This is a genomic window from Brevundimonas sp. (assembly GCF_041688735.1).
GTDB lineage: Bacteria > Pseudomonadota > Alphaproteobacteria > Caulobacterales > Caulobacteraceae > Brevundimonas.
The window spans coordinates 1-11811 of sequence record NZ_JBDNHO010000090.1; the positions used below are offsets into that span (position 1 = coordinate 1).

The following is an 11811-nucleotide window of genomic DNA, read 5'->3' on the forward strand; positions in this document are numbered from 1 at the left end:
GGCGTGGAGGCGCAAGACGTTCCTCAGATCATCGCCATCCCCCCGTTCACATGCAGGGTCTGCCCCGTGACGTAGGCGGCTTCGTCGGAGGACAGGTAGACGGCGGCGGCGGCGATCTCGTCGCCGGCGCCCAGCCGGCCGAGAGGGATGGTCTTCAGGATGGTCTCGCGCTGCTGGTCGTTGAGCACATCGGTCATCGGCGAGGCGATGAAGCCCGGCGCGATGCAGTTGACGGTGATGCCGCGCGAACCGACCTCCTGAGCCAGTGACTTGGAAAACCCGATCATCCCGGCCTTGGAGGCGGCATAGTTGGTCTGGCCGGGGTTGCCGGTGACGCCGACGATGGAGGTGACGCCGATGATCCGGCCCGAGCGGCGCTTCATCATCCCCTTCATGGCGGCGCGCGAGAGGCGGAAATAGCTTTCCAGATTGACGGTGATGACCGACTGGAAATCCTCGTCCTTCATCCGCATCAGCAGGCCGTCCTTGGTGATCCCCGCGTTGGCGACGAGGATGTCGAGCGGGGACCCGGCGGCCTCCTCAGCGCGGGCGACCAAGCCGTCGACGGAGTCTGGGTCGGACAGGTTGGCAGCGGCGACGAAGGCGCGCTCGCCGAGTTCACCGGCGATCTCGGTGAGTACAGCCTCTCGCGTGCCGGACAGGACAACGTTGGCACCCTGCGCATGCAGTGCTCGGGCGATCGCGCCACCGATACCGCCCGTCGCCCCGGTGACGAGGGCGGTCTTGCCAGTGAGGTTGAACATTTAAATCTCCTCTTCCTTCTCCCCTTGCGGGAGAAGGTGGCCCGGAGGGCCGGATGAGGGGTCACGCGGACCTCTCGAGTTGAAGTTGGAAAGGCCATCCCGGTTCGACCGGTGCGACCCCTCATCCGTCAGGCTGCGCCTGACACCTTCTCCCGAAGGGGAGAAGGGAAGTCAAAAACTCTTCACGAACGCTTCCAGCTCTTCCGGCGTGTTCAACGCGCCGCTTTCCGCGTCCGGCACGATCCGCTTGGCCATGCCGGTCAGGACCTTGCCGGAGCCGATCTCGGCGAAACGGGTCACGCCACCCTCCCCGGAGTCTTGGCCCGCCATCCATTCCATGCTCTCGCGCCAACGGACGCGGCCGGTGACCTGTTCGACCAGCAGGCGGCGGATGACTTCAGGATCGGTCTCCGGCCGGGCGGTGATGTTGGCGACCACGGCGATCGAGGGGGCGACGATCCGCGCGTCGGAAAGCGCCTCGGCCATTTCGTCTGCGGCGGCCTGCATCAGCGGGCAGTGGAAGGGCGCCGAGACGTTGAGCGGGATGGCGCGCGCGCCCAGCTCCTTGGCTTTTTCGATGGCGCGGTCGACCGCGGCCTTGTCGCCCGAGATGACGATATTGCCGGCGTTGTTGTCATTGGCGACGACGCACACACCGACTTCGGAGCCGGCGGCGGCGGCGGCCTCGGCCAGGGCGAGGTCGGTCTTCGGGCCGATCAGCGAGGCCATGGCACCGCGTCCGACGGGCACGGCACGCTGCATGGCCTGACCGCGCAGCTTCAGCAGCCGGGCGGTGTCGGCAAGGGTGATCGAACCCGCCGCGCACAGGGCCGAATATTCGCCCAGCGAATGGCCGGCGACGAAGGCGGCGCGGGAGACATCGACGCAGAACTCGACCTTCAGCACACGGGCGGCGGCCAGCGAGACGGCCATCAGGGCGGGCTGGGCGTTCTCGGTCAGGGTGAGCTGGTCCTCGGGGCCCTCGCGCATCAGCAGCGAGAGTTTCTGGCCCAGGGCGTCGTCGATCTCGGCATAGACCTCGCGGGCCGAGGCGAAGGCGTCGGCCAGGGCCGCGCCCATGCCGACCGACTGGCTGCCTTGTCCGGGGAACAGCAGGGCGAGGGTCATGGGGGGTCTCCGGCGGCGTGGAATCGAGCCGGAGGGGTAGGACGGAAGCGCGGAGGGGGCAAGGTAGAGGACGGTCCTTCTCCCAATGGGAGAAGGTGGGCGGCGAAGCCGCTCGGATGAGGGTCGGCTGGTTGAAGCGGCGGAGCCGCCCCCGGACGGTCGACCCTCACCCTTGAGCGCAAGAACGCCGGCTCCGCCGCCGTGCGCTCAAGCCCTCTCCCAGTGGGAGAGGGCTCCAGACCTAGAACAGCACGCCGGGGTTCATGATCCTGTGCGGATCCAGGGCCGCCCGAATGGCCTGCATGGTCTGTATTTCGAGCGGGGATTTGTAGCGCCTCGCCTCGTCCGTCTTGAGCCGCCCCAGTCCGTGCTCGGCGGAGATGGAGCCATCATAGCGGGCGACGATGTCGTGGACGATCCGGGAGCCCTCGGGCCAGCGGGCGAGGAAGGCCGGGTGGTCGCCACCGACAGGGCACAGGACGTCATAGTGGATGTTGCCGTCGCCGACGTGGCCGAAAGCGCTGACCCGCGCGCCCGGCTCGAATCGCTCGACCGCCGCCGTGGCCTGGTCCAGGAAGTCCGCGATGCGGGAGACGGGGACGGAGACGTCATGCTTCCAGCCCCCGCCCTCGGGCTTCTGGGCGGCGGACTGCTCCTCGCGGACCTTCCAGAAGGAGGCGCGCTGGGCGTCGTTCTGGGCGATGGCGGCGTCGGTAATCAGGCCGGTCTCGAAGGCGTGGGTCAGCAGCCGTTCCATCCCCGCCTCGGCCGCGCCCGGCTCGCCGGACACCATCTCGATCAGGACGTACCAGGCGGGCGTGGCCTCCAGCGGCTCGCGTGAGTCGGGGATGTTGCGCAGCACGAACTCCATGCCGATCCGCTTCATCAGCTCAAAGGCCTCGACCCCGCCGCCGGTCTCGGCCTTGGCGCGCGCCAGCAGCTGAACCGCGGCATGGGCGCTCTCCAGTCCGACCATGGCCGTCGCTCGGCTGCGCATGACAGGGAACAGCTTCAGGGTCGCGGCGGTGACGATTCCGAGCGTACCCTCTGCCCCAATCAACAGTTGCTTGAGGTCATAGCCGGTGTTGTCTTTCCTCAGCCGTTTCAAGCCGTTGAACACCTCTCCGTTCGGCATGACCGCCTCAAGGCCGAGGACCAGATCGCGCATCACGCCATAGCGGATCACGGCGGTGCCGCCCGCGTTGGTGGAGATCACGCCGCCGATGGTGGCTGTGCCTTCCGCGGCCAGGCTAAGCGGAAACAGGCGATCGGCGGCGGCGGCGGCCTGCTGGGCCTCCAGCAGAGTCACGCCGGCCTCGACCGTCATGGCGTCATCCAGCGGAGTGACGTCGCGGACCGCGCGCAGCCAGCGTGTCGACAGCAGGACCTCGCCATAAGGAATCTGACCGCCGACGAGGCCGGTGTCGCCGCCCTGCGGAACAATGGCGACCCTGTGGGCGGCGCAGACGCGGACGGCGGCGGCGACCTGTTCCGTCGAGCGGGGGGTCAGCATCAGGGGCGTGTGGCCGTGCCAGCGGTTGCGCCACTCCGTCAGCCACGGCGCGATCTCGGCGGGATCCTCGGTCCAGCCGCCGGGGCCGATGGCGGATTTCAGGGCGGCGAGGGCGGCAGGCGAAGGCGAGGTCACCACAGAACCGAAACGCCATAGGCGGCCAGGGCCGGATCGCGGGAAACGATGGTGAGATCCTCGATCAGCGCTTGCGCGACGAGCATGCGGTCCCAGGGATCCCTGTGCAGAAGTGGCAGGCGGGCGGCACAAATGGCGTGGGCGATGTCGAGCGAGAGCCAGTCGAACACGAGCAGATCCCGAAGATCGCCCAAATCTGTCGGCAAGCGGCCGAGGTCTTTGTCAAACGCCCTCTTGTACTCGATCTCGTAGGCCGACACCGCACTGACCAACCGAACTGTGTCCGGGTCGCTGATCACGTCGCGCGCCATTGGGGACAGTCTGACGGATCGCAGCCCGGCCCAGATCACCGCGTGGGTGTCGAGCAACACTCTCATCGTTTGGTCGGATCGATCGGCGCGTCCATCAAAGCTTCGAGTTCGAGGTCCGGCTCAAAGAAAACGCGGTCAGGAACATCGATGTTGAGATGGTCCCACACGCCGATCTGCGGGCGCCGACGGGGCTTCGGCTCAGCCGCGACCAAGCGAACGGCGGCCTTGCCGTTGCGGGCAATTACCACCTCCTCGCCGGCTTCCGCCCGAGCGACAAGTTCGGACAGTTTGGACTTGGCCTCAGCGATGTTCATGGTCGTCATGGAGCGAGACTAGCACAGGGGGCCGGGTTGGTCCAAGACAGTTGGACCAACTACGGAAGCCGCCGACATGACCCCCATACCCGCCGTCGGCGTCGTCTGCCTGCGGGGCAACGAGGTTCTGCTGATCCGGCGGGGAACACCGCCGCGGCAGGGCGAATGGAGTCTGCCGGGGGGGCGGATCGAGCCCGGGGAGCGGGCCGTGGACGCCGCCCTGCGCGAACTGTTGGAAGAGACGGGGGTTGTGGCCGAGATCACCGGCCTGATCGACGTGGTCGACGGGGTGTTTCCCGAGGCGGGCAGCCACTACGTCCTGATCGACTACGCAGCGCGCTGGCTGTCTGGCGAACCGCTGGCCGCTGACGACGCGCTGGAGGCGAGGTTCGTGGCGCTGGACGCGGTTGAGGCTCTGATCGACTGGTCCGAGACGCTCCGCATCATCGGAATGGCCGTCGCCGCGCGCTGAACGGCGCGGATTACGGGGATGTCATCTTTCTCTGTCCGGTTTCTGTGGCGCGCGGGGCACAGGGTGCTAACCTGAGCCTGACAGGGAGATATCATGGAAACTTCGGTTCTTTTCACTTTGGCACTGGTCGCTCTGGCCTTCGTGCTGCTGTTCAGCGTGGTCAAGATCGTGCCTCAGGGCCGCGAAATGACGGTCGAACGGTTCGGCAAATATACGCGCACCCTCGCGCCCGGCATCAGTATCCTGACGCCCTTCGTCGAGCGCATCGGCCGGCGCATGAACATGATGGAGCAGGTCCTCGACGTGCCCCAGCAGGAGGTCATCACCAAGGACAACGCCATGGTGAAGGTCGACGCCATCGTCTTCATCCAGGTCATGGACGCATCACGCGCAGCCTACCGGATCGAGAACCTGCCCTATGCCATCACCCAGCTGTGCTCGACCAATCTGCGCACCGTCGTCGGCTCGATGGACCTCGATGAGGTTCTGTTCCAGCGCGACAACATCAACTCGCGCCTGCTGACCGTGATCGACGCAGCGACCGAGCCGTGGGGCGTCAAGGTCAACCGGATCGAGATCAAGGATCTGACGCCACCGGCCGACATCACCAACGCCATGGCCCGGCAGATGAAGGCCGAACGCGAGCGTCGCGCCGTCATCACCGAGGCCGAGGGCGAGAAACAGGCCGCCATCGCCCGCGCCGAGGGAGCCAAACAGGCCGCCATCCTCGAGGCCGAGGGTCGCCGCGAAGCCGCCTTCCGCGACGCCGAGGCCCGCGAACGCGAGGCCGAGGCCGAGGCCAAGGCGACCGCCATGGTGTCCGCAGCGATCGCTGCGGGCGACGTCAACGCCATCAACTATTTCGTGGCCCAGAAATACGTCGAGGCCTTCGCCGAACTGGCCCGCAACCCGACGGCCAAGACGGTCATCGTCCCGGCCGAGATGTCTGGCCTGGTCGGCACCATCGCCGGTCTGGGCGAACTGGTCGGCCTGGCCCGGGAACAGCAGCAGGGCCGCAGCGACGTGCGTCGCGACGCTCCGCCGCCGCCGAGGACAGCGCCGCCCACCCCGCCGCGCCCGCCGCGCGGCTCCGTTCCGAGGACCTGATCCATGGACGCCCTGATCGACCTGCACGCCACCCAGCCCTTCTGGATCTGGCTGGCCCTGGGCGTGCTCTTGCTCGCGGTGGTAGCCGCCACCTCGTCCGACTGGCTGTTGTGGCCGGCGGTGTCGGCGGGGGTGGTGGCCGTGGTCACGGCCTTGCAGCTGCCGCTGGGCGGGTTCTGGGGCGAGGCGGCCCTGTTCGCCATCTTGACCGTGATCACGACTCTGCTTTCGCGCCGACTGATCCGGCGGGTCAATCCGTCGGCCGTTCCGGACATCAACGCCCGTGACAGCCGGCTGATCGGCCAGCGGGCGCAGGTGGTCCAGGCCTTCGTCGACGGGCGCGGCCGGGTCTTCGTCTCGGGGTCCGAATGGATCGCCGAGATCGAGGGCGCGGCCCCCCTGGCGGGCGAGAGCGTGATCGTCGAGGGCGTGGACGGGCCGAAGCTGAAGGTGCGGGCGGCTTGATCGGCTTGCTGACGACGTTGCTGGCGGCCTGCTTGCCGAGGTCGATCGCTTCGGCGAGGTCCGGTTCGTCGAGCGCGTCAGCCCGGAAGACGGGCGATTCGTCTCAATGGATTGCGACGAGGACGGTTGCACCGGCCATGATCGCTCCGGCGTCATGTACCACCACAACGGCGAATGGATTTTGCAAAAGATCGTCGTTGGGCCCGGTCCGTCAGCGGCCTTCGAATCCCGTCTTGCGCCCGACTCCGAGGACAGCCGGGTCCTGACGGCCGTGGCATGCGTTGAGGAAGGCGGGATGTGGCTGACGCTGGACCTGACGCAGCCCGAGCGCCCCATCTACGGCCTGTTCGCCCAGCCCTAACCCGCCTGCAGGTCCTCGATCCCCCGGTTGGCCAGGCCGTCGGCGCGCTCGTTCAGCTCGTGACCCGCATGGCCCTTGACCCAGTGCCAACTGACATCATGCCTCGTACGCGCGGCATCCAGCCGTTTCCACAGGTCGTCATTCTTGACCGGCTTCTTGTCGGCCGTCTTCCAGCCTCGCGCCTTCCAGCCGTGGATCCATTCGGTGATGCCAGTCATGACGTATTTGCTGTCGGTATGCAGATCGATGCGGCACGGTCGGGTCAGGGCTTCCAGCGCGGAGATCGCCCCCATCAGCTCCATGCGGTTGTTGGTGGTCAGCGGCTCGCCGCCCCACAGTTCCTTCTCATGCCCGCCGCCGGTCTGCAGAATCGCGCCCCAGCCGCCGGGGCCGGGGTTGCCCTTGCAGGCGCCGTCGGTGTGGATGATGACGTGGGACACGGGGCGACTCGCAGAGCGTTATAACGTGTGTTATATACTGGTCTTCAACGGAGGCCAGCCATGATCGCGCTCAAGCTAACCCAGGTCGGAAATTCGGTCGGTGCCATCTTTCCTCGTGAAGCCTTGATCGAGCTTGGTGTCGAGAAGGGGGCGACCTTGTATCTGACCCGCAGCCCCGACGGTTCGATGCGTTTGTCGCCTTACGACGACAAGGTCAAACAGCAGATCGCGCTGGGCGAGGCGCTGATGGACGAGCATCGCGACGTCTTTCGCGCCCTCGCGAAATGACCACGCGTGAGCCAATCTGGATCGAGAAACAGGCCATCGTCACCCTGCATGACCGCTCGCTGGCCCTGCACGGTGGGCCTGCCGGCGTACGCGACGAAGGTCTTCTCGAATCCGCGCTTCAGAGACCGCAGAATCGTTTCTTTTACCAAGGCGAAGCCAGCATCGCCGCCCTCGCCGCGACCTATGCCGTGCGCGTCGCGTCGAACCGCCCCTTCTTGGACGGCAACAAGCGCGCGGCCTACCAGGCGATGATCCTGTTTCTGGCAATTAACGACGCGCCGTTGGGCGGCGACAGGGTCGATGCGATTAACACCATGCTGGGCGTCGCCGCAGGCGATATCGACATCGACACCCTCGCCGCCTGGGCCCGCACCAACAGCGTGGCCACCTGAGGCGGCAATCGCTTGGCGTCGCGCCACCGAAGCGCCTATATGCGGGACCAAGACATTCGGCTGGAGCAATACCGCCCCGCCTCTGACTGAGATGAACCGCCATGCAGCCCGGTATCTGGCAAATCCTGATCATCGCCGCCCTCGCCCTCCTGCTGTTCGGCGGGCGCGGAAAGCTGTCGGGCCTTATGGGCGACGCCGCCAAAGGCATCCGGGCTTTCCGTGACGGCCTGAAGGACGGCGATGTTGAAAAGCCTCGCGATGAACGGGCGGGCACCCTGCCCCGTGCCGAGTCCGAAAAAGAAGACCTGAAGTCGTAGCCGCCGTTTCGCGTCGGAGAGACTGACGGATGGGTGGACTTGGGCCTGGTATCGGCGGGCTGGAAATTCTTGTGATCGGCCTGCTTGCGCTTATCGTCGTCGGGCCCAAAGACCTGCCCATGCTCTTGCGCAAGGTAGGCCAGGCCTTGGGCAAGGCCCGCAGCATGGCCAGTGAATTCCGTTCAAGTTTTGACGAAATGGCGCGCCAATCCGAGCTGGATGAGCTGCGCAAGGAGGTCGAGGCGTTGCGCACCGGTCAGGGTCTGGTGCCGCTGGGCGCTGAAGCCGACGCCGCCTTTCGCGACATCGGCAACGATCTGAATCGTCCGCTCGATGGCCCGGCCGCCCCGCCCGCCCTGTCCGCGCTCGACGAATGGCCGGATAGCCCGCCGATCATGACGCCTCTGGAAAAAGAAGAACGCGTGGAGCCCGAAGCCCCGCGCCCGAGGGCGAAAGCGAAGGCCGCGACGTCGGTCGGTTCGGCGAATGGACCCCAGACCAAGTCGACCGCCCGGTCATCGAAGCCTGCCCCCCTCGCCGCCGCCACCGCGTCCGCGAAGGCCGGCGGCAAGCGCACGCCCGCCCGGTCGAATAAGGTTGAGCAGTGAACGCGCCGGACGAAGACGAAATCGAGGCGTCGCGCGCGCCGCTGATGGATCACCTGATTGAACTGCGCAGCCGTCTGGTCGTCTGCGTCGCCGCCTTCGTGCTTGGTTTCATCGGCTGTTTCATCGTCGCCGACCCGATCTATGTCTTTCTGGTCCAGCCCTTCGCGGTGGCCGCCCAGTTCCGCGAAGCGGCAGGACCCGGCGGCAACGTCTCGCCCTTTGATCTGATTCTTGGCACGGCGGGTCTGGTCCCCGTGCCGCGGGGCGACGGCGAGACCGTGAATCTGATTTTCACGGCTCCGCTGGAATTCCTCATCACCAAGATGAAACTGGCCGCCTTCGGTGCCGTGGTCATCACCTTCCCCGTCCTGGCTTGGCAGCTTTACCGCTTCGTGGCGCCAGGTCTGTATCGCAACGAGAAGGGAGCCTTCCTGCCCTTCCTGATCGCGGCACCCTTGCTTTTCCTGCTCGGCGCGGCACTGGTCTATTACGTCATGCTGCCGTTCGTCATGCTGTTCTCGCTGGGACAGCAGATCAGCGGGGGTGGCATTACGGCCGAACTTCTGCCGCGGGTTTCGGACTATCTGAACCTCGTCATGGCGCTGCTGCTGGCGTTCGGCCTCTGCTTCCAGTTGCCGGTGGTCATGACGCTGTTGGGGATGGCCGGGCTGGTCTCGTCCCAGGCCCTCGCCTCCAGCCGAAAATACGCCATCGTCGCCATCGCCGTGGTGGCGGCGTTCGTGACGCCACCGGACCCGCTCAGCCAGATCATGCTCGGTATTCCTCTTGTGCTGCTCTACGAGGTCTCGATCTGGTGCGTGCGGCTGATCGAGATGCGTCGCGGCAAGGCCGATCTGGAGGCTGCCGCGGCCTGACCGGAACCGGTGACCAGCGTCGCCGTTTGCACGGGGCATCCAACTCAGGAAACCGTCATGACCCAAACCATCCGCCTGTCCGCTGTCGCCTCGCTCGCCGCCCTGGCGCTCGGCGTAGCGGCCTGTACGCCCGCCGCCGACGAAACCGCGGACGCTCCGTCCACCTCGACCACCATCGTCGAGACCCGTGAAGTCCCCACTGCGCCGGTCGTGATCGAGCGCGAAGTCGCCGTTCCCGGCGCTCCGATCGTGATTGAGCGCGACGGCCGTCCGGCGGGCGACAGCACGACCGTGCGCGCGGGCCGGGACGGTATCGAGGTCGAGACGACCAACCGGTAATCCTTGTCAGGACAATAAAGAAGGCCCCGGACGGTTTCCCGTCCGGGGCCTGTTTGCCTTCGACCTCAGCCGCCGATCAGCAGCTGTAGTACATGTCGAATTCTACCGGGTGCGGGTGCAGTTGCAGGCGCATCACCTCTTCCATCTTCAGCTCGATATAGCTGTCGATGAAGTCGTCATCCATGACGCCGCCCTTCTTGAGGAAGGCGCGGTCCTTGTCGAGGTTGTCCAGCGCCTCCTTTAGCGAGCCGCAGACCTCGGGGATCGAGCCGCGCTCTTCCGGCGGCAGGTCGTAGAGGTTCTTGTCGGCGGGCGCGCCCGGATCGATGCGGTTCTCGATTCCGTCCAGACCGGCCATCAACAGGGCCACGAAGGTCAGATAGGGATTGCCCATCGGATCGGGGAAGCGGGCTTCGATACGCTTGGCCTTGGGCGAGTTGACCCACGGAATGCGGATCGAGGCCGATCGGTTGCGCGACGAATAGGCCAGCTTCACCGGCGCCTCGTAGCCGGGCACCAGTCGCTTGTAGGAGTTGGTGGTCGAGTTGGCGAAGGCGTTGATGGCCTTGGCGTGTTTGATGATGCCGCCGATGTACCAGAGGCAGAGGTCCGAAAGGCCGGCGTATTTGTCGCCCGCGAACAGCGGCTTGCCGTCACGCCAGATCGACTGGTGCACGTGCATGCCCGAGCCGTTGTCACCGTACATGGGCTTGGCCATGAAGGTGGCCGACTTGCCGTAGGCGGCGGCAACGTTGTGGATCACGTATTTGTAGAGCTGCAGCCGGTCGGCCATGGTCAGCAGGTCGCTGAATTTCAGCCCCAGTTCGTGCTGCGCCGGGGCGACCTCGTGGTGGTGCTTCTCGGGCTGGAGGCCGAGGTCCTTCATCACGGACAGCATTTCGCCGCGCAGGTCCTGGGCGCTGTCGACCGGATTGACCGGGAAGTAGCCGCCCTTGGGTCCCGGGCGGTGACCCATGTTGCCTTCGGAGTATTCCGCGCCCGTATTGGCCGGCAGCTCGATCGAGTCAAAGCTGAAGCCGGTGTCATGCGCGGCGGTGCTCCAGCGCACGTCGTCGAAGATGAAGAACTCCGCCTCAGGCCCGAAATAGACCATGTCGCCCACGCCGGAGGACTGGACATAGGCCAGCGCCTTCTTGGCCATCGAGCGGCTGTCGCGGTTGTAGGGCTCGCCGGTGTCCGGGTTCAGCACGTCGCAGAACAGGAACATGGTGGTCTGCTGGTAGAAGGGGTCGATGTAGGCCGTCGTCAGGTCCGGCTTCAGCAGCATGTCGGACTCGTTGATCGCCTTCCAGCCGGCGATGGAGGAGCCGTCGAACATCGTCCCCTCGTCCAGGAACTCGTCGTCGACCATGTCGATGTCGAAGGTGACGTGCTGCAACCGACCCTTGGTGTCGGTAAAGCGGAGATCGACGTAGCGGACGTCCTTGTCCTTGATGTCCTTTAGGATCTTGCTGGCGGCGGTCATCTATCGAAGGTCCTGTTTGTTCTGGGAGGAGGAACGAAAAAGCCGCCCGTTAAAGGACGGCCGGTTGGTCTTTGGCGATCAGACGGCCTGGGCTCCCGTCTCGCCCGTGCGGATTCGGATGACGTCGATGACGTCGGAAACGAAGATCTTGCCGTCGCCGATCTTGCCCGTCCGCGCGGCCGTCTGGATGGCCTCAATGACGGAGGCGACCATGTCGTCGGGAACCACCACCTCGATCTTGATCTTGGGAAGAAAGTCGATGACGTATTCGGCGCCGCGATAGAGTTCGGAATGGCCCTTCTGGCGACCATATCCCTTGGCCTCCAGCACGGTCATGCCCTGGACCCCCGCGTCTTGCAGGGCCTCTTTCACTTCATCCAGCTTGAAGGGCTTGATGACGGCTTCGATCTTTTTCATTGCGGTCCCAGTGGGGCGTATCATGCCGCGCGCTTGGACGGCAAAAGGACATTGCATCGCACCATAAGGCAAGCGTTTT

Annotated in this window: 18 protein-coding genes; 10 read left to right on the forward strand and 8 right to left on the reverse strand. The window is 65.8% G+C overall.

The features are described from left to right. Positions 1-23 precede the first annotated feature (23 nt). From fabG to ACESMO_RS09095, 5 genes are all read right to left on the reverse strand, one after another. Complete coding sequence (gene fabG, locus ACESMO_RS09075) at positions 24-764, reverse strand: 3-oxoacyl-[acyl-carrier-protein] reductase (protein WP_372707841.1); 741 nt, start codon at positions 762-764, stop codon at positions 24-26. Between the two features lie 171 nt (positions 765-935). Next, the gene (gene fabD / locus ACESMO_RS09080; RefSeq protein WP_372707842.1) at positions 936-1892 is read right to left on the reverse strand and encodes an ACP S-malonyltransferase; all 957 of its coding nucleotides are present in this window, start codon (positions 1890-1892) and stop codon (positions 936-938) included. Positions 1893-2133: 241 nt separating this feature from the next. Further along, a complete protein-coding gene (locus ACESMO_RS09085) occupies positions 2134-3540 on the reverse strand; it encodes an FAD-binding oxidoreductase (RefSeq protein ID WP_372707843.1) in 1407 nt (468 codons plus the stop codon). After that, positions 3537-3908 carry a type II toxin-antitoxin system VapC family toxin gene (locus tag ACESMO_RS09090; RefSeq protein WP_372707844.1) on the reverse strand — a complete coding sequence of 124 codons (372 nt, stop codon included), beginning with the start codon at positions 3906-3908 and terminating at the stop codon, positions 3537-3539. The genes ACESMO_RS09085 and ACESMO_RS09090 overlap by 4 nt, the downstream gene beginning before the upstream one ends. A 5-nt stretch (positions 3909-3913) precedes the next feature. After that, on the reverse strand, positions 3914-4174 hold the full coding sequence (locus ACESMO_RS09095) for a type II toxin-antitoxin system Phd/YefM family antitoxin (protein WP_372707845.1): 261 nt from the start codon (positions 4172-4174) through the stop codon (positions 3914-3916). Between the two features lie 67 nt (positions 4175-4241). Between ACESMO_RS09095 and ACESMO_RS09100 the strand changes: the two genes are divergently transcribed. The 4 genes from ACESMO_RS09100 (at position 4242) to ACESMO_RS09115 (ending at position 6570) form a co-directional block, all read left to right on the forward strand. Further along, entirely contained in the window at positions 4242-4637 is a 396-nt protein-coding gene (locus tag ACESMO_RS09100; RefSeq protein ID WP_372707846.1) for an NUDIX hydrolase, read from the forward strand. 93 nt (positions 4638-4730) lie between these two features. Further along, positions 4731-5744 (forward strand): SPFH domain-containing protein, encoded by a 1014-nt coding sequence (locus ACESMO_RS09105; protein ID WP_372707847.1) that lies wholly within the window; start codon positions 4731-4733, stop codon positions 5742-5744. Positions 5745-5747: 3 nt separating this feature from the next. Next, the gene (locus tag ACESMO_RS09110; RefSeq protein WP_372707848.1) at positions 5748-6209 is read left to right on the forward strand and encodes an NfeD family protein; all 462 of its coding nucleotides are present in this window, start codon (positions 5748-5750) and stop codon (positions 6207-6209) included. A 106-nt stretch (positions 6210-6315) separates the two neighbouring features. Next, complete coding sequence (locus ACESMO_RS09115) at positions 6316-6570, forward strand: hypothetical protein (RefSeq protein ID WP_372707849.1); 255 nt, start codon at positions 6316-6318, stop codon at positions 6568-6570. On the opposite strand, the gene rnhA is transcribed toward ACESMO_RS09115, so the two are convergent. Then, on the reverse strand, positions 6567-7010 hold the full coding sequence (gene rnhA / locus ACESMO_RS09120) for a ribonuclease HI (protein WP_372707850.1): 444 nt from the start codon (positions 7008-7010) through the stop codon (positions 6567-6569). The genes ACESMO_RS09115 and rnhA overlap by 4 nt on opposite strands. Before the next feature lie 60 nt (positions 7011-7070). On the opposite strand from rnhA, the gene ACESMO_RS09125 reads away from it, so the two are divergent. The 6 genes from ACESMO_RS09125 (at position 7071) to ACESMO_RS09150 (ending at position 9829) form a co-directional block, all read left to right on the forward strand. Next, entirely contained in the window at positions 7071-7298 is a 228-nt protein-coding gene (locus ACESMO_RS09125; protein ID WP_372707851.1) for an AbrB/MazE/SpoVT family DNA-binding domain-containing protein, read from the forward strand. Beyond that, positions 7295-7690, forward strand: a complete 396-nt coding sequence (locus ACESMO_RS09130) for a type II toxin-antitoxin system death-on-curing family toxin (RefSeq protein WP_372707852.1) — start codon at positions 7295-7297, stop codon at positions 7688-7690. The genes ACESMO_RS09125 and ACESMO_RS09130 overlap by 4 nt, the downstream gene beginning before the upstream one ends. A 101-nt stretch (positions 7691-7791) precedes the next feature. After that, positions 7792-8007, forward strand: coding sequence for a twin-arginine translocase TatA/TatE family subunit (locus ACESMO_RS09135; RefSeq protein WP_372707853.1), 216 nt, complete (start codon positions 7792-7794; stop codon positions 8005-8007). A 29-nt stretch (positions 8008-8036) separates the two neighbouring features. Beyond that, positions 8037-8615: a Sec-independent protein translocase protein TatB gene (tatB, locus tag ACESMO_RS09140; protein ID WP_372707854.1), complete on the forward strand. Its 579-nt coding sequence runs from the start codon at positions 8037-8039 to the stop codon at positions 8613-8615. Between the two features lie 44 nt (positions 8616-8659). Beyond that, complete coding sequence (gene tatC, locus ACESMO_RS09145) at positions 8660-9490, forward strand: twin-arginine translocase subunit TatC (protein WP_372707920.1); 831 nt, start codon at positions 8660-8662, stop codon at positions 9488-9490. 57 nt (positions 9491-9547) lie between these two features. Then, positions 9548-9829, forward strand: coding sequence for a hypothetical protein (locus ACESMO_RS09150; RefSeq protein ID WP_372707855.1), 282 nt, complete (start codon positions 9548-9550; stop codon positions 9827-9829). Positions 9830-9905: 76 nt separating this feature from the next. Here the strand turns inward: ACESMO_RS09150 and glnA are convergent, their stop codons facing one another. Both glnA and ACESMO_RS09160 read right to left on the reverse strand, forming a co-directional pair. Further along, positions 9906-11315, reverse strand: coding sequence for a type I glutamate--ammonia ligase (gene glnA / locus ACESMO_RS09155; protein WP_372707856.1), 1410 nt, complete (start codon positions 11313-11315; stop codon positions 9906-9908). A 78-nt stretch (positions 11316-11393) separates the two neighbouring features. Next, entirely contained in the window at positions 11394-11732 is a 339-nt protein-coding gene (locus ACESMO_RS09160) for a P-II family nitrogen regulator (protein WP_372707857.1), read from the reverse strand. Between the last annotated feature and the right edge of the window lie 79 nt (positions 11733-11811).